The following is an 18,318-nucleotide window of genomic DNA, read 5'->3' on the forward strand; positions in this document are numbered from 1 at the left end:
CACCATAATGATAGTTATCATAAGTGATTGTTATTGTGCTTAATTTTTAGGCGTTAATTTCGCTCGTTTATAAACAATTTCTGAGCTTTGAGGTTAGGGAAAATTTTTAAATTGTTGCTCTAATGGAATTTGTGTTTATCAGTACCTATATAGTTACCTTATTTAAAATTATTGAACTTGCAGTTAAGAAACTAAAATTATTAAAAAATATTGACCGAGGATTTGACAAGCCGACCATTGGACGGTATAAATATCTTATGAAGATTCCAGGGTTGGAACTTCATAGAGCATTTAAGCTCATTTTTAGGAGATCATGCAATGACTAATTTAAATTATTCTGCTTTTGATTTAAATCGCCACGAAGAGCTTTTTAATATTATTAATGCGCATGATGCATGGCGCGAAATGATTGATGATGGTTTAAATAAAACCCCAGAGCAAATTTTTAACGAATCAGTTTCTATTTTGTATGAATGTTTGCCATATTACGACCAATTAAGTAACGAATCAGAAGAAGAATTTGAGGCCAGAAAAGAAGGAATGCCAGACAAATTAAAAAAATTAATTGAAGAATTTTGCTTTGATATGAAAAAACAAAAAGAAGAGATGAACTAAAAAACCCCCATGCAAATGGGGGCTAGCTTCGGGTGATTGCTGCTGAGAACAGCAATCGCAACTTTAAACAAACTACTAACTAAATGCAATAAGGGATTTTAAAATGACAGATTTTATATCAAAAAATGGCATATATTATAATGATTTTAATGACGAATTTAATTACATTGTTTACATTGAAGAAACGACTTCTTTTAATGATTCAGGCGAACCAGGAGAATGGAACGCAAGGATAGAAACAATAAAAGTTTTTGATCCAAGCCAAGAAGAAGAGGCTTTAAAATATGCAGAAAGATTAAATTTAAATGTGATAGAATTTCCCAAAGGCTCGCGCGTTTCAATTTCTACTCATAAATCCATGTTTAATTTTGTATAAATTTTAAAAAAGGAATATTAAAATGGAAATGACAAACCTAGTAAAATTAATTCGTAAAAATGCAAATTTAACGCAAGAAAAAGCCGCTAATATATTGGATGTTGAGAAAAGGACTTGGGAGCGATGGGAAGAAGGGTCACGCACCCCTAGTATTCAAAACATGGAATTATTTTGTATAAAAACTAATCAAAATTTTGATGATTATAAAGATGAATTTGAAACTTATTTAGAAATAAATAAATTATTTAGTGAACATAAATTTGATAAAGAGAAAATTTTACTTATAACTGATATAGCTGAAAAAATTACGAAAGATATTTTAAAAGAATCTGAAAAAAGAAGAGCAAACGCAGAATTTTGTAAACTAGAACATTTTAAAAACGAAATATTAATCACTAGATGGGGTGATAGGGCTATTTATGCTGGTACTAAAATAGACGCAAATATTAGAACTTGGTACAATTTTTTGTTAGAAGATTTTCTAATTAAAAAACAGGTTATAAATTATTTAATTGAATGTGACAGTAAAAATTTAAGTTTAAATTACAATATTTCGGAAGAAAATGCCTCTTAAATAAATAATTATTCCAATTTATTTATTATTATGATTTTGACCGAGGTTGATAATGGGTAATTTTTGTAAAAATTTTTTAAAGCTTTTTGATTTTGAAATAGAATCATTAATTAATAAAGATTTAAATATTTTTAAAGCAAAAGAATTAGATTATAGTAATTTAATTACAAATAATAATGATAATTTAATTTCAAAATTGCATAAGATTTCAGATATATATGAAAATAATAAATTTGAAATAATAAAAAATATAGGCTTTGATCCAATTCAAGATTCTGAATATACATATATCCAAAGACGTTTTATTATAAATAATTATTTAATGTTTTTACAAAATGGTTGCTTAATGTATAAATTTAATGATGATTTTTTAAATGATTTTTTAAACTATCCATTAAATATTGAGGACTATATTTTAAGTAATAAAATATCATTAAATAACGATTCATTTTGTATTTATGCTAAAGATATTTATAATTTAGAACATAATAATAATAAATATAATTATAATTTAATATATGTTTCTAAAATGACTATACTTAATAATGGCGTGAGAAAAAATATATACCGATTCACATTAAAAGATATCAATAAAAATTATGGTAATATGTATCATTTTTTTAGAGAGACAGATGTAAATTTTAGTCTGGAAAGTATCTTTAAAATTAATAATATTTTATCTAATAATAATGAAGATCAAAATATAAACTTAGAATTAGCTAAGAAAATAATTAAATTAATTATTTATATTCAAAGTTCAAATGTTGATTTAAGAGAAATTAAGACTGAAGTTCCTAAAAATGATACTAGAAAAGAAAGAGACAGAGCTACAACAATTAATAATATTAATGATTCTTTAATTTCCTACTATAATGTAGGATATTCATGGAATAAATTACCAATTTATACACAAGATCAATGGTCTGTAATAGGGCATTTTAGACTTCAACCATGTGGACAAAATAGACAAAACCACAAAATAATATTCATAGAACCTCAGATAAGAACAAGACAATCTTCTAAAAATATAGAATTATCTAGTAATATTGCACAAATATAAATCTATTGATTTTCAAATTAGAGAGTGTTAATCCTTATTTTTAGAGGTTATTTTTCTAGTATTTGAGATTATATATGATAGATATTGAAGATTTAAATAGATATGACTTTACAGATGTGCTTCGTCAAATGAAAAAATACGTTGATATTACCATAAACGACGCTATGGAAAGCCAAATATATGAAGCTCTCGATACTATAAGCGTTGAAGAAATCATTCTTTTTCTAAAACACTATAATATAGACGACGTTAAATATCGGAGTAAAGAGTTTATTAAAATTCTTTCAATTTATCTTAATGAAGAAATTAAGAGCTATATTATTAGTAAGGGATATATAGCAAAAGAGTCTTATTTTATGAAAAATAAGACTAAAATAAGTGGTGTGGTTTTGAATTAGCCTATTGTCATCCCATGCAGCGCACCACCACGTAAAGCTAGGCCATACATTTTTCTTACACATTCCCTAACATCAGGGCTAAAACAATCATTAGTGTTTCTTATTTTATCTAAATATTTTGAGAGAATAGACAAAACTGTTTTTCCACCTGTAGATTTTGGGTCTAAAGGAAGACCGCCACCGCTAGAAATAACATAATCATTTAAATTTAAAATTGAACAAGCATAAAGTAACCCTTCTTTTTTAGAACGATTTAGTGCCTTATCTATTAATATATATTCATTTTGAGAAATTATATCAGTTACTTTAATAGCCCCATGATCTAAATTATTATCAAGCCTTAATAATGCAAAACTAGCCTGCTCGTATGCTTTTATTAATTCTTTATTTTCATCATTTATTAAATTAGGATTTTTTAAATACCAATTTATGATTGCTCTTTTGTCATCTAGTTCTCTGTACAATGCAATATAATCAAAAAATATGTTCATCTCAGAATCATTTAAGAGAACTATTTTATTACTAAATTCGTTGTAATTACCTAATTCTTTTGCCGCTTCAATTCCGCTTGCCATAGCATTGTCGTAGTTAGCATGGTCAAATTTTTCTATAATTTTTCTTTTATCAGTATATTGATTTGATAATAATTCTAAATTTTTAGGAACTTCAACTTTATTTATTGGTTTTAATTTAATGATTGTATCTATAAAATCTTGATTATAGTCGTTAATATCATCAGGATCAATATAGCCATAATTTGGATTTGTTTTGCGACTCATTAAAAAATCGCTACCAGCAACCGAAGAATGGTTGCCTGTCATCATCAAATCCAGAGCTGTATATAATTCATTTAAATTATTTTTTCTTGATGTTTTCTTAGCCATAAAAAAAGCCTCCCTATAAGAAAGGGAAACTTACATATATTTAAATTAATTTCAATCTTTTCTCCTATCATATTTTTTACAATAATCCATAGCCATTTCAACATGCTCAAACATATTATTGTACAATTTTTTATCTATTTCCTCGTTTTTTATGCCTTCATTTAAGGTATCAAATACTACTTTATAGCCAGACTTATATTCTTTTTTTGCTTCCATAAAACACCTCATTTTAATTATCTGTCGCCATAATTTTCATAATATTCTATCATATCAAAATTTTCTATCTCTCTATTCATTAAATCAAGATCAATTAGATTGAGTTTATTGATTATATAATCACTAATTTGGTCTCTTGTTTGATATTTCATTTTAGTGTTTAATTTATCAAATATGATTTTATATTTATTAATTATTTTTTTAATAATTATGGCAATTTTGTCATCCCAAACAATATACCCTTTATCGTTGAATTTGCTTATTTGATAAGATTTATTAGTTAATTCCCAATTTTTAGGCTCGCCTTTTAAATACCCTTCTTTATATAAAAATAAGTTTATTATAAAGCTTTCATATTTGATATTATTCTCATTCAAATGTTTGCTTAATGATTTCATTTTATACCCCATATTAGCGCATATTAATGAGCATTTTTTATTAGTCCTCAGATAAATCTTTTAAAATAAAAAAATTATAACCATCAAATTTTAAAACTGCTGTTATCTCTTTTGCTTTCATTTCATCAACAACACAATAAAATACAAAATGTGAATAGCCATTTTTAACTGCTTTATTCATCATAAACCCTGCCATGAAAAGAATATCCCAAGCTCTACCTTTTATATCATTTAACATTTTTTTTGCGCATTCAGTTAGATTTATGTAATTTTCATAAACATATTTTGAGCAATACACGGGGACACTAATTCCTAATTCGCATACTTCATTTTTAAATTCTCTTGATAAATTAAAAAGACATCCATCTTCAACGGCATTCTCAATTGTGTACTCAAAAATAACTTTAGCATTTTGATTTGACATTATATTATTCCTTTAGTTTTAAACTTATTATTGTTAGCCGCAATTTATGCGGATTATAGGATATTCTTAGAATTTTCCCAATATTCTTTTTTTCTTAGAGCTTTATTATATAACGAATATAATGTTTTATAAATTCTTGGGTTTTCATCCGAGTTATATTCAAACATACGTAATTCTTTTAAGAATCTATCAATTAAATCAGGTTTTAAATATTGTTTGTAACCATTCCCTGAATTTAATGAAATCAATTCTTTATTAAGCTCTTCTATATGAATACTCATGTTTTCATTATATCTTTCTGAATAAGCGCTCCAGTTGCTTTCTGCTAATTGATTAACTAACTTAATGCAAGGCAATCTAAATTCATCATCATCCTGAATTAGTAATGCTGTTGCAGTAAAGTAAAAACTCATATTAAATGCTATCACGCTCATGATGTATCCTTTTTATATTTTAGAAGTGTATTTATTTGCCGCTATTTATGCGGCTTTTTGAGCGCCTTGAACTGAATTAAAAAGCTTTTCTCTTAATTCTAAATCAAACAAATCATCAATATTATAAAAGTCAAAAACTTGATCGCCGCAGTGAAAATGTAGTTCATTTTCAAAATCGCTTGATTCGTCATAAACAACAACATCAATTTTAAATTTACCAATGAAGTCTACAGCTACCTCGTCATTAGAATCATAAATCTCATTAAATAAATGAATATATTTTAGTTCTTTAGATAAAAAGATTAATTGTTCAAGACCATCATTTTTATCAATGTAAGCAGCTTCTGAATATATATAGTCATTTGGTGAAATATTAATTTCTTTCGAGGATAATTTACAAGCTAAATCAAAAAAACTTGGGTAAGATAAATATCTTTGGTATTTCATTTTCGATACTCCCTATGGGAATGAGTTAATTGTGAGTCGTTTTGTCTCACAATTAATTGTTTACACCTGTTAAAAAAATTTGTCAATTTAATTTTGAAATTTTTTTAACAATTAATTTTCTAATTTTATTTGACAAAATTTTAATTACATGTAAATATTTATTTGTGGAACGATAGGCGTCCATAAATAAACTTTCCCATAGGGAGAACCGATATGACAAAGTCATTAAATATTTTACCATTTCAAAAGATAAATTTATTAAAACTAAACCCAAAAGATGAAGTTTTGCTTTCTGACGGCCAAATAAGAAAAGTTAAAAAAGTTGAGTTTGATACAATTAAAAATAAAACATTTTTAGATATAACATTTGATAAAAAAGTAACTGGTTATATTAATTCTAAATTAAAATCTAATAATCAATTATACTATTCAAATGGCAATCATATTGAAGAAGAAAATGGTAGTTGTATAAATATAATTGGTATAATCAAAAGAAAGAATCCAATCAAACTCACTGATAAATATTCAAACTACACTAGGGAAGATTTAATTTATCAATTAGATAATCTAATACAATGCCAAAGAAAATTAGTAAATCAATAATATATTTTGAGGTATTTTAATATGAAAATTTCCGAGATAATAGAGCTTTTAGAGATAATAAAAGAAGAGCACGGGAATAAAGAATTTTGGATATTTAATGATACTTTTGGCGACCACAAAGTTTATTCTATTAAGGTTGGCCAAAACAAATTAAATAAAACTGTCGCATATTTTGACCACGATGATAAAGAAGATGCGAAAGATATTGAGTATACATTGACAGATTTAAACACAACAAAGAAAGCGAGTTAAAATATGAATTGTTCAGAATGCAATAACTCAGGACATGTTGAAGTTTTTACTTGCTGCAAAGGTTTCGATGACTTGCTTAATAAAGAATGTTGTGGAATGCCTTATTTTGCTGAAGAATTTTGTAAATGCGGAATAATAAAACTGTATCAAATAACATATATCCATAACAATGATGAAGAAGAATCAGAAATTTATATCAATGCTAAGTCAGAAAAAGAAGCAAAGAAAATTTATTATTCAAAGGTTGAGAATGATGAATTGCCAGAGGATTCTAGTTTTTCAAGTATATCTGAAATTTAATCAAAGAAAGCGATAATATGACTAAAGAGCTTATAAATTTCAAAGAATATTTTAATGAACATATTCTAAAAATTGACACAGAAAATGAAATAATTAAATCATTTTTTTGCGCACGAAAAAACAATTCTGCCTACTGGTTTAGGGTTATTTTTGCTCCATATCACATAACAATTTATGGAGATATCGGTAATTTAGCTTTTCATGTTTCCGACTATGACTCATTAAAATGGTTATTATCTACCGATAAAAAGCATATTCAATATTTGATGAGTAAAGTTCCTTCTGAATTTAAATCAGCAGTGTTTGAGTTTTCGCATGAAAAAGCATTGTCTTTTCTTGATGAGCAAGAAAATGATTTAAAAAAATCTATACAAGACAAAAAAGAATCAGACGAGGATATGGATTTTTATGATGATAATTCTTTTTTTGTAAAGGAAAATATAGTCATAAAAGAATGTGAAGACAAAATTAATAAAATACTATCTCTAAAAGATGATTTACCAGATATTAGCGAAGAAGAATTTTATCAAAGACTTGTTGTTGATTTAGATGAAAGTGATTTAGAAACTTCTAGTTTTAAAGACTATACAAGCCATTGTTATTTTATTGCTGCCGCTTTATTTAAGTTTTGCAAATTATATAAAGAATATAAAGAAATAAATTTAGACCATGATAAAAATATTTATATGAATACTCAAGTAATAGTCAACTCTAATAACAATTATTGAGGTTTAAATGAAAGCTTATATCAATAAAAATACTCATTACAAATGTGACTACGATTTAAAATATCCATGGCCTGATCATACGGTTTTAAAACCTATGTATGATACTGATGAAAATAATAACAAAATAAATTTTTGTTTTGATCTTTATATTAAGAAACCTGAAACTATTATATTTACAGAAGGTGAAAGTTTTGAACAATGCGAAGATTTTGCTTGGAATAAATATAATGACTTTATAAATTGTTCTCTGCATGATTATGAATTAATAAATAAAAACCTCTTTCCAACTTCTTCTTGGGTTTTTGTATGCAACAAATGCGGACACATGAATTTAGGTGACAAAGCTTTATTAATCAAAAATAAATTAGCGGATACAGCTTTTTAAAGGTAAATATTTATGAATAAAATTTTAATTCTTGACACTGAGACAACTGGTTTAGATCCAAAAAAAGACTCCATAATTGAAGTAGCTGCAATTCTTGTTGATTTAAATCATAAAAGAATTGAATGCCAAAGATCAGGGTTAATTTATGCGCTGACAAATGAGGACTCAGAAAAAATAACGGGAATTACTCAATTAATGTTAGATGGAGTTAAGAACGCTTTTGATGATCCATTTAATTCTATTAAAATAATGGCTGAACAAAGTATTTGCATTGTCGCTCACAATGCAGAATTTGATAAAGCTTTTGTGGAAGCTAAGGGGATTGTTTTGAGTGGCATAAATAATCTACCTTTAGCGTGGATTTGTTCATATCGCGACATAAATTATGACATTCAAACTGAAAATAAAAAACTAAGCACGCTTGCAGAGGCTTATAGCGTCGATTCTGGCGGCGCTCATCGTGCGTTATCAGATGTTACGATGCTCGCTCAAATATTATTTAAAGTACCAAATATTGAATCGCAAATTATTAGTGCAATCGAAAACAAAAAAAAGCCAGAAGTTAAAATAATTTCATTAGCTCCGTTTGATATGAAAGAGGATGTAAAAAAAGCTGGTTTTCGTTGGAACCCTCAAGATAAAACTTGGTGGAAGAATATTCGAGCTGCTAATGAGAATGAAATAAATAATATAATTAGCTCATTTGGATTTGATGTCAAAATAGCTTAATAAAATTAAGATGTTTTCATTTATAACTGAGACATGATTTTATTATAACTAGGAATGAAAATGATTTTGAAGAAAAAAAACCGCAAAATAAAAGAACTAACGGAACATCAAATGCTTTCTATGAGTAGTGAAGAGTGGCGTGCGTATAAAAAAAGACAATACCGTGCCAACAGAACACCAGAAGAAAGAGAAAAAGAGCTAGCTAAGCGTAGGGTTAATAGACCTAAATTAAAATCTGGCAAAAAAGCTCCTGCTTGGTTTGTAGAGTTATTAAAGCTTCCAAAGGGAAAATATTTAGCCAAAGATATTGCTGATAAATTAGGAATTTCAGATAGAAATTTAAAAATTGTTTTGCGTAAGAGAGGAATAGAACCAGCAGGAACGGAATTGATTGAGGGTTATTATTTTGCGTATTATTTAACTTCTCAATTTAAAGAACTTCCTAAAGAAGATATTGAGGAAGCAAAAAACAAATTAAAGGAAGAAAAATAATGAAATTCAGGGCAATAAATTTAGAAGGTGATTATGATATAAAAACTGATTGTTCATCAGGGTTAGATGCAGTTAAATCATTAATACAAAATATTGACGACAATTATAGTCATGATGATTTTTATGATGATGGTTATTTTTATTATTATGTTAAAAATATTGAATCCAAAAAAGTTAAAAAATATAATCATATTAGAAAAATTGAAGTCACATCAGAAGCAGAAGAACAAGAATTAACAGAATCAGATATTAATTTTATGACTGAAAATTTTAAAAATCAAAATCCCATAAATAAATTCCTTATCATGTCGGATGATGATGCTAAATTTAATTTTGATAACGCATTTGAATCAGAAAACTTTGATACAGCAGCAAAAGATTTTGCGGATTCTTTTAATGAAAGAGATGTATTATCAGACGAAGAATTAGACTTTATGGTCATAAATTTGTTAACAAATGAATATAAATCTTATCATCTTTGGGTTAATGTAAAAGTTGATGATATAATTAATGAAGTAGAAATAACTGAAAATGATAAAGAAGATATCAACAGGTATTTAAATTAGGAGTATATATGACTAACTTAGTACAACTTGATTTATTTGGATTGTCTGCAATAGTAAAAAAAGTGATTGAGAAAGTTACTTATGAAACAAGATATTTTGTTGAACTTATAGATGGTATTTACCACTGCTTTGTTCAGAGAAGAAAAGGCAGAGCTAAATGGTCAAAGAAAAACGTAATTGAAAAATCTAAAAAACAAATATTTTTGACTTACGCAGATAGTGATTTGGGTTTAAGGTTAATATGAAAGCAAAAATCGCTTATAATTATTATTTTGATTATGAATCAAAAATAGACACTTGGCCAGAAGGAACTTCTATTGTTCCACATGAAGATCATAAAACAAGTATTTATGATAAAGAAAAAGATGATTATATAATTAATGATTACTATTTTGAAATATATTCAAAAAATCCGGATTCTTATTTTTGCAGCCCTTCAGCTAAAACATTAGAAGAAGCGGAGAAACTTGGATACAAAAAATTTCAAGAATATGTTAACTGCATTGAGCATGAATTTGAACGCAGAAATTATACAACTGGCGTAGGTTATTGCAAACATTGTAATCTATTTAAATCTGAAGCTTTTTTGCCTTCTACTTTATGCATTATTTGCAAACAACCTACAAATTTTTGCTATGACAGCATTAAGAACTATTACTGTGAAGATCATGCATTTGAAAATAAAGATGAAAAGTATTTAAATGAAAAAAAAGAATTAGAGTTATTTAAAGAGAAAATGAAAAAAATAAAAGAAAGCAAATTTGAAAGGGAAAAATTTAAAGAAAGCTTAAAAAATGTAATGCATGCTATAGCTGATAGTGTGAGTATAGAAAAATGAGCGCATTCATTTTTGACAATCATTACCGCTATTCATCTAAAATTAGTTCATGGCCTAATGGAACATTTTTAATACCTCAAAGTACAGAAAAATACGACAAAGAATTAGATAAATACTCGTTCGATAAATATTATTTAGAAGTGTATTCCAAAAATCCTGATTCTTACTTTATAAGTCCCCATGAAAAAACATTAGAAAAAGCAGAAAGAAAAGCTTATAAGATATTCTTAAATTATTTGAATTGTAAAAATCATGAATTTGAACGTCAAGATTATTTTAGAGGTACTGGAATTTGTCGTAAATGCAATTTATTTTCTTTTCATGCTTTCACTCCTCTTTTTAGATGTGAAATTTGTAATATTCCTACAGATTATTGCCATGATGATTATTATAAATTTTATTGCGAGGAACATAAAGATCTTAATAAATCACAATACTTTGCAATCCTTCAAAACAATATTTTAAGATCGAAAAGATGTTATGAGAGAATTGCTAAACTAAATAATGAAAATAATTTTGAACAAATTCGTTATATGGTTGAGAGAATATATTTCAACAAAAGATAATTTTTTATAGAATGGTGAAACTGATTAATAATTGTGTCGAGGAAAATAAGGCGGATCTTTAGGAAGATCATAAATCGTACAAAGATTTGGACTTATCCACCTCCATTTACAAGGATTATTTTTAAAGAATACCGTAGTTGCAAACATGCCTGATAAAATCAAAATCATTTTTATTTGTTTCTTCATTTAGACCTCTATTAAATTTTAGAAATTTATTTTTATAAGTATGGACATGTATTTAATAATTTATTATAAATAGTATGTCAATCAGTTTTTCAAAAAGTCAATATATAGTTTTGTTTCTTTACCTTAATTTGAAAGGGTATTTTAATGGTTGTAAAAAAAGCCAGAAAAGCTTCTACCAAGAAGACCAGTGCAAGAAAATCTACTAGAAAAATAACTACAAAAAAAGCAGGAGCAAAGAAAAAGAAAGTAGCTGCTAAAAAGACCGTTAAGAAGAAAGTAACTAAAAGAAAAACAGCTAAAAAAACAACAAAGAAAGCAGTGAAAAAGAAGGTAGCAAAAAAAGCCGGAGGAAAGAAAAAAACAGCAAAACGTGGTCGCCCAAAGAAAGTAGGAGCAAAAACCGTAAAGAAACGTGGTCGTTCTAATAAGTCAGATAAGTTAAAAAAAATAAGAAGTAGGATTAATTTAGGAACAGATTCTAATACTCAACAAAACGTTTCTAAAGGAACTGATCCAAATAATCCTCAAAATGTAAAAAATAAAAGAAAGTAATATGAAAAATTGGATTAATTATCAAGGAATACAAAACAGATATGGAGCACAATCATCAAATTTAACAGAAGCACTTCGTTATTTTAGTTACTCATTTATTGCATCAATAATTATAAGTAGTAAGGAAGAATTTAAAATTGGTAGCAATATTTTGCTTTCTAATACTCAGATAAAAATACTATTAATATGTTGTATAACTTTTATATTAATTGATATTTTTCAATATACCGTATCTTCATTGCTTAATTTTATATTAGCTAATATTATTCATATTGATAAAAAACTATATAAAAAAGATAGCTCAAGTCAATATAAAATATTTGACTATAAAAAAGAAAATGATGATACTGAGAAAATATTTGAATTAGATTGTATATCTGTTTTTATTTATGAGATATTTCTGCCAATTTTGTTTTTTTTAAAATTCATTATTTCTCTTATTATGATAATTAGTGCTCTTATTTTTTTAATTACTACTATTAAATCAATTTAAAATACTTTATTAACTAACTTATTTAATCCCCAAAGTCTTCATTATAATCTGAGCAACAACCTTACTTTTAGTTAGTCCCGTTTGTTCAACTAAATTTTCAAGAGCTTCATTAACATCAGGTCTTAAATGAGTCATTACAGGTTCTAGGCGTGCTTTTTTTTGTTTCTTTTTTAGTTCTCTTAGTTCGTCAACAAAAGAATTTACGCTAGCAGAATTATTTTTTGGCTCTTCTGTTACGGTAGCGGAAGCTCCTACTATTTGGGGTTGTGGCTCATCTGTTGGTGTTGCTTTAATTTTAAGTGATTCTTGTAACCTTTTATTTGTTGATGGCGCGATGCTCATTTTAGACTCCTTCTACTATATTGGACAACTCTTTATATGCTACCGCAACGTTAGAATCAGGAGCGAATAAACCTACGGGAGTTTTTTGGCGCTGACTTTCAATTACTTTTACAGAGTCCGGAACTTTCACGGTTAGAAATTTTTCTTTGTACTCTTCTTCTAATTCATCGAGTAGAGCGCGTACAGCATTGGACCCGCCCTTTTGAAATGAAGTAACAAACACGCCTAGAAGTTGTAAATCGGGATTGTTACCACTTTCTTTTATCATCTGAGCAACTTCATGAATCGTGCGCATCCCTTTTTGTGAGTACACGCTTAAATCTGTAGGAACCAAATAATAATCAGCCGCAACAAGAGCATTAATAGTTAGAACATTCATTAATGGAGATAAATCAATTAAAATATAATCAAAATTATCTTTTATTTTTGCAAGTATACTTTTTAAAATATGTTCTTTATTCAGTCGGCTGTGCAAGTGATCACTGATAGTTGCGAGTCTACAATCAGAAGGAAGTACAAGCGTATTTTGCCATGCTTCAATGGCTGGTTTAATTATTTCATCCAATTGAACCTTATTTTTAACATCTAAAAAAGCATCAAAAATAGTTTTAGTTTCCTCGTCTGTTACTTCACTCATACTCTTACCTAAAAGCATTTTGCTTGCATTTTCCTGTGAGTCTAAATCAACAACGAGCACGCTTTTACCAGAATTTCCAAGTTGGTACGCGAGTTCAATTATAGTTGTAGTCTTTCCTACACCGCCCTTTTCGTTCACGATTGCAATTGTTCTTGTCATGGTGTTTTACCTCCATAATTATATTACTCTCATAAAATATTTTGTTAACTTAGTTTGATTAAATTTTTGGCAGTGAGATTTTTAGAATTGTAGAACGTTCGTTTTTATGAATGTTCGTGCGTACGAATTTGTGAAACACTTTTATATTTGTTTTTACAAAAGAGCTTTTAATCTCTCTAATCCGTCATTACTTAATTGTATTACTGCTAAAGCGGTGCAATCAAACTGATCATCATATTTAGCTTTTGGAAATTTACTCATTTCACTCACATATTCAGGAACCCAAGGGAACAATTTAGGGTTCGGTAAATAAATATTTCCAGCTTGTTGCAAAGGTTGAACAACTAAACCTCTGTTGAATTTTTCGGTTTTAGGATTGAATGGAATTAAGCCTGAAATTTTATTTTTTAGCATTGAAATAACAGCACTACCATTTGCTTTATCTTCTATATATTTAGCATGTGCTAACGGATATTTATTTGATAATAATTTTACTTGTTCTATTTGTTGTGGGAAGTCCCAATGACCACGAACTTGATCCAATAAATAAAGGTTAACACCTTTTTTGCCCCAAACTTGCCCGACTGTAAAATCATTATCCTCTGAGCCTTTGAAAGAAAAATCCCAAGTTTGAATAATGCGGTCGTAAAAAGTAAATGGTTGATCGTAGTAACGCCAATCTTCTCTTTTAAACAAAGTACCACTAGCAGGCAATGGGTCCTGTTGATATTGAGCGTTCCAATTATAATCGCCAATTGTCTCTTTAATGTCCTGAAGCGCTTCTAAGTCATAAAGCTCAGGAAATAAAGCCTCTCCTCTTTTTCTGTTTATTTCGTTTTCTGTTGCTATAGCTGGATAGCAAACAACTTGCCATTTATGAGGTTCTGTTCTTAATAAATAACCGCTCAAATCATCTTCATGCCAACGGGTTTGGATTATTAAAATTCCAGCACCTTTGTAGCGTCTAGTATAAACTGTGGATTTGTACCAGTTAATTACTTTATTACGCATTGTATCGGAGAGGGCTTCTTGTCCATTTTTATGAGGGTCATCAATAGAGATAATATGACCGCCTTTTCCAGTAATTCCAGAATCCACACTACCAGCAATGAATGAACCGCCGTAAGTTGTTTTCCATTTTTGCAATGACTTACAATCTTTTTTTAAATCAAATTTTGGAAATATTTCTTTGATCCAATCTTCTTTGATTAAGTCCCTGCATTTTCCTGAAAATTCTTCTGAAAGTGTTTGACCATATGAAGTAGAAATATATTCGCCTTTAGGATACTTACCCAAAAACCATGCAGGAAATCTTTCACTAAAATGAAATGATTTTCCATGTCGTGGTGGCATGAACATCATTAATCGAGGGGATTTTTTATCAATAACATCTTGAGCAAATTTCTCTAATCTTCTGCATATATCAACATGTACCCAACCAGGAATATAATCTGAAAAACTTTTTTGACAGAAGTTTAAAAAATCATCCTGTTCATTTTTACGTTTCTTTATTTGATTGAGTAATTCAAGAATTTTAATTTTTTCTTGAATACTACTTGTCATTTTTCTCTGCTTTTTGGTGTTCTTTTAAAAGTTTTTCATAATATATATCTAACTCTTCCCTTGTCATTTCTTCTATTGCTTTTGTATTATTTTGATTATTAGAATTGAATATGTTTATCTGAGAAGAATCACCATAATCATCACGAAACCTTTTACTCATTTGATATTGTATTTGATTACCATTTCCTTTTGCTGTTACAGCATTATTTAAGGCCAATGTTTCCCAAAATGCTTGGCATGCAGTTTGTGCTATTTCAAACGACTCTTTAAAGTTTTGAATTTCATTAATCCAGTTATAAACAGTTTGTTTACTCACTCCGATTTTTGAAGCAAAAAAAGAAAGGCTTTGCCCTTTCTTCATTGAGTCAATTATTTCGTTGTGATATTTATCTTGGAATAATTTTTTTCGGCCTGCGCCCTTAGGATTTTTAATTTGTTTAGATTTATTTGAATTTTTGACAGACGGTATAATTTTCTTCATTACAACTAATCCCCCTTAAAATATTATTAAAAAGAAGATAACGGACTGTCTAAATTAAATATTGGAGTTTATTTTTTTGAATCTCATAAAATTTTTTATAATTTTAATTCTTTTTATAAATAATACATGCTTTCCAAATGAATCAGCTTGCGAAAGATGTGAAAAAGGTTGTAGTACAGGTTTTAATAATAAAAATAATTCATTCACCAAAAAAGAACTAATAAATATACTAAATAATAAAAATAAATATAAGATAGTTATTATAGATAAAATTAAAATTAATGAATTTATGATTCTTTCTGAGAATAGCGAATTAATTAACTGTAACTTAATTAACTGTGATGGACTAAAGCATAAATTTTTAGCTTTAGAAGAAGATTTAAATAATAAATTAAAAACAACTGATAAATACATAGTAATGGATAAAAATACTAAAAAATATTTTATACTAGGATGTGCATGTTGTGAAAAATGTCCGCAAAAAAAATGTGACTAAATTATTCAAAAAACCAAGATATAATAAATATCATAGATGTATATGTAAATATATAAGGGAATATACACCAATTATAATATCTGTTTTATCTCTTTTTTTTGGAATATACTTTTCAATTATAACTAATAACTTTGATAGAACAAAAAAAGTAATTGAAATATCTCCAATTTTACAAAATAATATAGAATCATATAATAAAGAAATTATGTATTCTATTATTGAAAATAAGAAAAATAATTGCGTGATTAGCGATACGCAATACGAAACAGTTTTAAAACTAAAATCTTTATTATGGGCATACATAGAAAGTGCAAAAGTGTTTTCAGCAAGTAAAGAATTATATAGTAAATGTAATGAATCATTTAATACGTCATGGAAATTATTTAATAAATACTATTCAGATTTAAAAGTAATAGATGAAAATGATTACAATATTTTTGATAAGCTAAATTTGAAAGATAATTGCACAAACTTCAACAAAGATATAATTGAAAATAATGTCAATTGAACATCTTCCCAGTTTCTTGAATATTTTTATCAATTTGTTTTCTTTGTTGAGCGAGTAGCTCTAAAGCTTTAGGTAAATCATCTATATTATCAACAACAATTTGTTTACGCTCTGGAGTATCTGGTGGGTTTTGATGCAAAACAAATTCAGCAACTTTTTCAATTTTTCTATTTGTCTCTTTAAGAGCTATCTTTAATTCATCAACTTCAGATTTTAATTTACCAACATCATCCATTGTTGCTACAGTTGATGATGATATTTTTTCTTTATTAATATATGTAGTCAATGACTCACTTGGAGCAAAATAATTTTTATTATTTATAAATTGATAGTCATTAGGTCTTACGCGCCAATTTAATATTCCACGTTTAATCATTAAATCTCGCCAATCTTCAAACTTTTCTTTTTTATCTAAAATTCCAGCTAGTTCTAAATCATGCTTAAATATCAAGACAAATTCACCGTCTCTTTTTTCAAGAGGTGAATTTACATAAGTGTCAAGTAAAAATGTTGCAACTTTTCCTGAGTTTTCAATCTTTTTTCTCTTTAGATACATCAATAAATTTTGATATGTTTTAAATTTTCTATCCTTTTTTTCTTTTTTGTTGCTATTTTTAGAACTCAACTCTTCAGATTCAAAAATTTGTTCATCCATAAAATTCCAACCTTTCAATCCCTGTTAGTTGTTTATTTACTGTGTAATTATTGCATTATGACAATTTTATGTCAAATGTTAGCAGTATAGTCTCTGACTATCAACTAACTACGTTAGCACTTTGTGCTAACGCTAAAAAAAGCGGTGCTAACGCGGTGCTAACTGTAAAGTAACAGTTTGTTAGCACCGCGTTAGCACTAAACAATATAACTTATTAAAATACCAAGAAATACTAGTTTATAAGTATGTTAGCACCGCGTTAGCACTGCGTTAGCACCGCGTTAGCACAAAGCAGAAGTTTTTCTCTCGTATGTATGAAATCTCAGCAATAGTATGTATGTATGTTATACTATGCTCGATCTTTCTTGCCAAAATAAAAAGCATACGATCTCGACGTTTTAAAACCAAAGGCAAAATCTGCGCAGCTTGTGACGGCTCTTTGATTTTCTTAATATCTGTAAATTCATAGCCGCCACATAACTTGCATTTGCTTCGCAAATTGCAAGTTCATTGAAAAAAATAAAATTATTTCTTGTTGTTATTAAATAGAATAAAAGCTATTATTGTAGATATTAATTTGAAAATAAGGTTAAAAATGTTTACATATCTCATTACAATATTTCTACTTTGTGCAAGCTCATCTATCATGATTGTTGCATGGTATGGACATCTCAAATTTGTGAATAGTCCACTGTGGATTGTTATTTTAATCTCTTGGGGAATTGCATTTTTTGAGTATTTATTACAAGTTCCAGCTAATAGAATTGGTCATAAAGTTATGTCTGCCGCACAATTAAGAATTATTGCTGAAATGTTCACATTATGTGCATTTTTCTTCTTTTCAACTTTTTATTTAAAAGAAAAGTTTACATTAAATTATTTTTTAAGTTTCCTTTGTATTTTTGCCGCTGTCTATTTTGCTTTTTTTGGACCATTTAAAAATTGATGAGATTTTTAAATC

At 27.7% G+C, this 18,318-nt stretch carries 32 protein-coding genes; 21 read left to right on the plus strand and 11 right to left on the minus strand.

Features of this window, described 5'->3' with window-relative positions:
• The first annotated feature begins 318 nt into the window (after window positions 1–318).
• The 5 genes from GCL60_RS16660 (at window position 319) to GCL60_RS16680 (ending at window position 3,023) form a co-directional block, all read left to right on the plus strand.
• The gene (locus GCL60_RS16660) at window positions 319–615 is read left to right on the plus strand and encodes a hypothetical protein (protein ID WP_153421812.1); all 297 of its coding nucleotides are present in this window, start codon (window positions 319–321) and stop codon (window positions 613–615) included.
• A gap of 103 nt (window positions 616–718) precedes the next feature.
• Window positions 719–991, plus strand: a complete 273-nt coding sequence (locus GCL60_RS16665) for a hypothetical protein (protein ID WP_153421813.1) — start codon at window positions 719–721, stop codon at window positions 989–991.
• A 22-nt stretch (window positions 992–1,013) separates the two neighbouring features.
• Entirely contained in the window at window positions 1,014–1,565 is a 552-nt protein-coding gene (locus tag GCL60_RS16670; RefSeq protein ID WP_153421814.1) for a helix-turn-helix domain-containing protein, read from the plus strand.
• A 52-nt stretch (window positions 1,566–1,617) separates the two neighbouring features.
• Window positions 1,618–2,625, plus strand: coding sequence for a hypothetical protein (locus tag GCL60_RS16675; RefSeq protein WP_153421815.1), 1,008 nt, complete (start codon window positions 1,618–1,620; stop codon window positions 2,623–2,625).
• 62 nt (window positions 2,626–2,687) lie between these two features.
• The gene (locus GCL60_RS16680; RefSeq protein WP_153421816.1) at window positions 2,688–3,023 is read left to right on the plus strand and encodes a hypothetical protein; all 336 of its coding nucleotides are present in this window, start codon (window positions 2,688–2,690) and stop codon (window positions 3,021–3,023) included.
• Here GCL60_RS16680 and GCL60_RS16685 read toward each other — a convergent pair.
• From GCL60_RS16685 to GCL60_RS16710, 6 genes are read right to left on the minus strand one after another with little or no spacing between them, the layout of a single operon-like run.
• Window positions 3,020–3,907, minus strand: a complete 888-nt coding sequence (locus GCL60_RS16685; RefSeq protein ID WP_153421817.1) for a DUF7986 domain-containing protein — start codon at window positions 3,905–3,907, stop codon at window positions 3,020–3,022. The genes GCL60_RS16680 and GCL60_RS16685 overlap by 4 nt on opposite strands.
• Before the next feature lie 51 nt (window positions 3,908–3,958).
• Window positions 3,959–4,123: a hypothetical protein gene (locus GCL60_RS16690; protein WP_153421818.1), complete on the minus strand. Its 165-nt coding sequence runs from the start codon at window positions 4,121–4,123 to the stop codon at window positions 3,959–3,961.
• Window positions 4,124–4,140: 17 nt separating this feature from the next.
• A complete protein-coding gene (locus tag GCL60_RS16695; protein ID WP_153421819.1) occupies window positions 4,141–4,521 on the minus strand; it encodes a hypothetical protein in 381 nt (126 codons plus the stop codon).
• Between the two features lie 40 nt (window positions 4,522–4,561).
• Window positions 4,562–4,945 carry a DUF6573 family protein gene (locus GCL60_RS16700; RefSeq protein WP_153421820.1) on the minus strand — a complete coding sequence of 128 codons (384 nt, stop codon included), beginning with the start codon at window positions 4,943–4,945 and terminating at the stop codon, window positions 4,562–4,564.
• Window positions 4,946–4,998: 53 nt separating this feature from the next.
• Complete coding sequence (locus GCL60_RS16705; RefSeq protein WP_153421821.1) at window positions 4,999–5,379, minus strand: hypothetical protein; 381 nt, start codon at window positions 5,377–5,379, stop codon at window positions 4,999–5,001.
• Between the two features lie 45 nt (window positions 5,380–5,424).
• Window positions 5,425–5,826 (minus strand): hypothetical protein, encoded by a 402-nt coding sequence (locus GCL60_RS16710; RefSeq protein ID WP_153421822.1) that lies wholly within the window; start codon window positions 5,824–5,826, stop codon window positions 5,425–5,427.
• 213 nt (window positions 5,827–6,039) lie between these two features.
• Between GCL60_RS16710 and GCL60_RS16715 the strand changes: the two genes are divergently transcribed.
• The 13 genes from GCL60_RS16715 to GCL60_RS16775 all read left to right on the plus strand — a co-directional run bounded on the left by GCL60_RS16715 (window position 6,040) and on the right by GCL60_RS16775 (window position 12,516).
• Window positions 6,040–6,429: a hypothetical protein gene (locus GCL60_RS16715; RefSeq protein WP_153421823.1), complete on the plus strand. Its 390-nt coding sequence runs from the start codon at window positions 6,040–6,042 to the stop codon at window positions 6,427–6,429.
• Between the two features lie 21 nt (window positions 6,430–6,450).
• Window positions 6,451–6,681, plus strand: a complete 231-nt coding sequence (locus GCL60_RS16720) for a hypothetical protein (protein WP_153421824.1) — start codon at window positions 6,451–6,453, stop codon at window positions 6,679–6,681.
• 3 nt (window positions 6,682–6,684) lie between these two features.
• Window positions 6,685–6,981, plus strand: a complete 297-nt coding sequence (locus tag GCL60_RS16725) for a hypothetical protein (protein ID WP_153421825.1) — start codon at window positions 6,685–6,687, stop codon at window positions 6,979–6,981.
• 17 nt (window positions 6,982–6,998) lie between these two features.
• A complete protein-coding gene (locus GCL60_RS16730; RefSeq protein ID WP_153421826.1) occupies window positions 6,999–7,709 on the plus strand; it encodes a hypothetical protein in 711 nt (236 codons plus the stop codon).
• 7 nt (window positions 7,710–7,716) lie between these two features.
• Window positions 7,717–8,094, plus strand: coding sequence for a hypothetical protein (locus GCL60_RS16735; protein WP_153421827.1), 378 nt, complete (start codon window positions 7,717–7,719; stop codon window positions 8,092–8,094).
• Between the two features lie 12 nt (window positions 8,095–8,106).
• The gene (locus GCL60_RS16740) at window positions 8,107–8,823 is read left to right on the plus strand and encodes an exonuclease domain-containing protein (RefSeq protein ID WP_153421828.1); all 717 of its coding nucleotides are present in this window, start codon (window positions 8,107–8,109) and stop codon (window positions 8,821–8,823) included.
• Between the two features lie 60 nt (window positions 8,824–8,883).
• Complete coding sequence (locus GCL60_RS16745) at window positions 8,884–9,315, plus strand: hypothetical protein (RefSeq protein ID WP_153421829.1); 432 nt, start codon at window positions 8,884–8,886, stop codon at window positions 9,313–9,315.
• Window positions 9,315–9,881, plus strand: coding sequence for a hypothetical protein (locus tag GCL60_RS16750; RefSeq protein WP_153421830.1), 567 nt, complete (start codon window positions 9,315–9,317; stop codon window positions 9,879–9,881). Before GCL60_RS16745 ends, GCL60_RS16750 begins: the two co-directional genes overlap by 1 nt.
• An 8-nt stretch (window positions 9,882–9,889) precedes the next feature.
• Window positions 9,890–10,126 carry a hypothetical protein gene (locus GCL60_RS16755; protein ID WP_153421831.1) on the plus strand — a complete coding sequence of 79 codons (237 nt, stop codon included), beginning with the start codon at window positions 9,890–9,892 and terminating at the stop codon, window positions 10,124–10,126.
• On the plus strand, window positions 10,123–10,719 hold the full coding sequence (locus GCL60_RS16760) for a hypothetical protein (RefSeq protein WP_153421832.1): 597 nt from the start codon (window positions 10,123–10,125) through the stop codon (window positions 10,717–10,719). The genes GCL60_RS16755 and GCL60_RS16760 overlap by 4 nt, the downstream gene beginning before the upstream one ends.
• Entirely contained in the window at window positions 10,716–11,285 is a 570-nt protein-coding gene (locus tag GCL60_RS16765; RefSeq protein ID WP_153421833.1) for a hypothetical protein, read from the plus strand. Before GCL60_RS16760 ends, GCL60_RS16765 begins: the two co-directional genes overlap by 4 nt.
• 330 nt (window positions 11,286–11,615) lie before the next feature.
• On the plus strand, window positions 11,616–12,023 hold the full coding sequence (locus tag GCL60_RS16770; RefSeq protein WP_153421834.1) for a hypothetical protein: 408 nt from the start codon (window positions 11,616–11,618) through the stop codon (window positions 12,021–12,023).
• Window position 12,024: 1 nt separating this feature from the next.
• The gene (locus GCL60_RS16775; protein WP_153421835.1) at window positions 12,025–12,516 is read left to right on the plus strand and encodes a hypothetical protein; all 492 of its coding nucleotides are present in this window, start codon (window positions 12,025–12,027) and stop codon (window positions 12,514–12,516) included.
• An 18-nt stretch (window positions 12,517–12,534) separates the two neighbouring features.
• Here GCL60_RS16775 and GCL60_RS16780 read toward each other — a convergent pair whose 3' ends face one another.
• From GCL60_RS16780 to GCL60_RS16795, 4 genes are all read right to left on the minus strand, one after another.
• Window positions 12,535–12,858, minus strand: a complete 324-nt coding sequence (locus GCL60_RS16780; protein ID WP_153421836.1) for a hypothetical protein — start codon at window positions 12,856–12,858, stop codon at window positions 12,535–12,537.
• Window position 12,859: 1 nt separating this feature from the next.
• Window positions 12,860–13,654, minus strand: a complete 795-nt coding sequence (locus GCL60_RS16785; RefSeq protein ID WP_153421837.1) for a ParA family protein — start codon at window positions 13,652–13,654, stop codon at window positions 12,860–12,862.
• Window positions 13,655–13,807: 153 nt separating this feature from the next.
• A complete protein-coding gene (terL, locus tag GCL60_RS16790) occupies window positions 13,808–15,217 on the minus strand; it encodes a phage terminase large subunit (protein ID WP_153421838.1) in 1,410 nt (469 codons plus the stop codon).
• Window positions 15,207–15,698 (minus strand): helix-turn-helix domain-containing protein, encoded by a 492-nt coding sequence (locus tag GCL60_RS16795; RefSeq protein ID WP_153421839.1) that lies wholly within the window; start codon window positions 15,696–15,698, stop codon window positions 15,207–15,209. Before GCL60_RS16795 ends, terL begins: the two co-directional genes overlap by 11 nt.
• Before the next feature lie 76 nt (window positions 15,699–15,774).
• On the opposite strand from GCL60_RS16795, the gene GCL60_RS16800 reads away from it, so the two are divergent.
• Window positions 15,775–16,194: a hypothetical protein gene (locus GCL60_RS16800; RefSeq protein WP_153421840.1), complete on the plus strand. Its 420-nt coding sequence runs from the start codon at window positions 15,775–15,777 to the stop codon at window positions 16,192–16,194.
• Window positions 16,163–16,702, plus strand: coding sequence for a hypothetical protein (locus GCL60_RS16805; protein WP_153421841.1), 540 nt, complete (start codon window positions 16,163–16,165; stop codon window positions 16,700–16,702). Before GCL60_RS16800 ends, GCL60_RS16805 begins: the two co-directional genes overlap by 32 nt.
• Here GCL60_RS16805 and GCL60_RS16810 read toward each other — a convergent pair.
• Window positions 16,695–17,357, minus strand: coding sequence for a hypothetical protein (locus tag GCL60_RS16810; protein WP_153421842.1), 663 nt, complete (start codon window positions 17,355–17,357; stop codon window positions 16,695–16,697). The genes GCL60_RS16805 and GCL60_RS16810 overlap by 8 nt on opposite strands.
• A gap of 595 nt (window positions 17,358–17,952) precedes the next feature.
• Here GCL60_RS16810 and GCL60_RS16815 point away from each other — a divergent pair.
• A complete protein-coding gene (locus GCL60_RS16815; RefSeq protein ID WP_153421843.1) occupies window positions 17,953–18,303 on the plus strand; it encodes a DMT family protein in 351 nt (116 codons plus the stop codon).
• Window positions 18,304–18,318: the final 15 nt, after the last annotated feature.

The sequence above is a fragment of the Silvanigrella paludirubra genome, from assembly GCF_009208775.1.
GTDB classification, from domain to species: domain Bacteria; phylum Bdellovibrionota_B; class Oligoflexia; order Silvanigrellales; family Silvanigrellaceae; genus Silvanigrella; species Silvanigrella paludirubra.

Bases quoted from the DNA above. Each gene is read 5' to 3' on its own strand.
- GCL60_RS16660 (WP_153421812.1), top strand. From the start codon at position 319: ATGACTAATTTAAATTATTCTGCTTTTGATTTAAATCGCCACGAAGAG.
- GCL60_RS16665 (WP_153421813.1), top strand. From the start codon at position 719: ATGACAGATTTTATATCAAAAAATGGCATATATTATAATGATTTTAAT.
- GCL60_RS16670 (WP_153421814.1), top strand. From the start codon at position 1,014: ATGGAAATGACAAACCTAGTAAAATTAATTCGTAAAAATGCAAATTTA.
- GCL60_RS16675 (WP_153421815.1), top strand. From the start codon at position 1,618: ATGGGTAATTTTTGTAAAAATTTTTTAAAGCTTTTTGATTTTGAAATA.
- GCL60_RS16685 (WP_153421817.1), bottom strand. From the start codon at position 3,907: ATGGCTAAGAAAACATCAAGAAAAAATAATTTAAATGAATTATATACA.
- GCL60_RS16690 (WP_153421818.1), bottom strand. From the start codon at position 4,123: ATGGAAGCAAAAAAAGAATATAAGTCTGGCTATAAAGTAGTATTTGAT.
- GCL60_RS16695 (WP_153421819.1), bottom strand. From the start codon at position 4,521: ATGAAATCATTAAGCAAACATTTGAATGAGAATAATATCAAATATGAA.
- GCL60_RS16700 (WP_153421820.1), bottom strand. From the start codon at position 4,945: ATGTCAAATCAAAATGCTAAAGTTATTTTTGAGTACACAATTGAGAAT.
- GCL60_RS16705 (WP_153421821.1), bottom strand. From the start codon at position 5,379: ATGAGCGTGATAGCATTTAATATGAGTTTTTACTTTACTGCAACAGCA.
- GCL60_RS16710 (WP_153421822.1), bottom strand. From the start codon at position 5,826: ATGAAATACCAAAGATATTTATCTTACCCAAGTTTTTTTGATTTAGCT.
- GCL60_RS16715 (WP_153421823.1), top strand. From the start codon at position 6,040: ATGACAAAGTCATTAAATATTTTACCATTTCAAAAGATAAATTTATTA.
- GCL60_RS16720 (WP_153421824.1), top strand. From the start codon at position 6,451: ATGAAAATTTCCGAGATAATAGAGCTTTTAGAGATAATAAAAGAAGAG.
- GCL60_RS16725 (WP_153421825.1), top strand. From the start codon at position 6,685: ATGAATTGTTCAGAATGCAATAACTCAGGACATGTTGAAGTTTTTACT.
- GCL60_RS16730 (WP_153421826.1), top strand. From the start codon at position 6,999: ATGACTAAAGAGCTTATAAATTTCAAAGAATATTTTAATGAACATATT.
- GCL60_RS16735 (WP_153421827.1), top strand. From the start codon at position 7,717: ATGAAAGCTTATATCAATAAAAATACTCATTACAAATGTGACTACGAT.
- GCL60_RS16740 (WP_153421828.1), top strand. From the start codon at position 8,107: ATGAATAAAATTTTAATTCTTGACACTGAGACAACTGGTTTAGATCCA.
- GCL60_RS16745 (WP_153421829.1), top strand. From the start codon at position 8,884: ATGATTTTGAAGAAAAAAAACCGCAAAATAAAAGAACTAACGGAACAT.
- GCL60_RS16750 (WP_153421830.1), top strand. From the start codon at position 9,315: ATGAAATTCAGGGCAATAAATTTAGAAGGTGATTATGATATAAAAACT.
- GCL60_RS16755 (WP_153421831.1), top strand. From the start codon at position 9,890: ATGACTAACTTAGTACAACTTGATTTATTTGGATTGTCTGCAATAGTA.
- GCL60_RS16760 (WP_153421832.1), top strand. From the start codon at position 10,123: ATGAAAGCAAAAATCGCTTATAATTATTATTTTGATTATGAATCAAAA.
- GCL60_RS16765 (WP_153421833.1), top strand. From the start codon at position 10,716: ATGAGCGCATTCATTTTTGACAATCATTACCGCTATTCATCTAAAATT.
- GCL60_RS16770 (WP_153421834.1), top strand. From the start codon at position 11,616: ATGGTTGTAAAAAAAGCCAGAAAAGCTTCTACCAAGAAGACCAGTGCA.
- GCL60_RS16775 (WP_153421835.1), top strand. From the start codon at position 12,025: ATGAAAAATTGGATTAATTATCAAGGAATACAAAACAGATATGGAGCA.
- GCL60_RS16780 (WP_153421836.1), bottom strand. From the start codon at position 12,858: ATGAGCATCGCGCCATCAACAAATAAAAGGTTACAAGAATCACTTAAA.
- GCL60_RS16785 (WP_153421837.1), bottom strand. From the start codon at position 13,654: ATGACAAGAACAATTGCAATCGTGAACGAAAAGGGCGGTGTAGGAAAG.
- terL (WP_153421838.1), bottom strand. From the start codon at position 15,217: ATGACAAGTAGTATTCAAGAAAAAATTAAAATTCTTGAATTACTCAAT.
- GCL60_RS16795 (WP_153421839.1), bottom strand. From the start codon at position 15,698: ATGAAGAAAATTATACCGTCTGTCAAAAATTCAAATAAATCTAAACAA.
- GCL60_RS16810 (WP_153421842.1), bottom strand. From the start codon at position 17,357: ATGGATGAACAAATTTTTGAATCTGAAGAGTTGAGTTCTAAAAATAGC.
- GCL60_RS16815 (WP_153421843.1), top strand. From the start codon at position 17,953: ATGTTTACATATCTCATTACAATATTTCTACTTTGTGCAAGCTCATCT.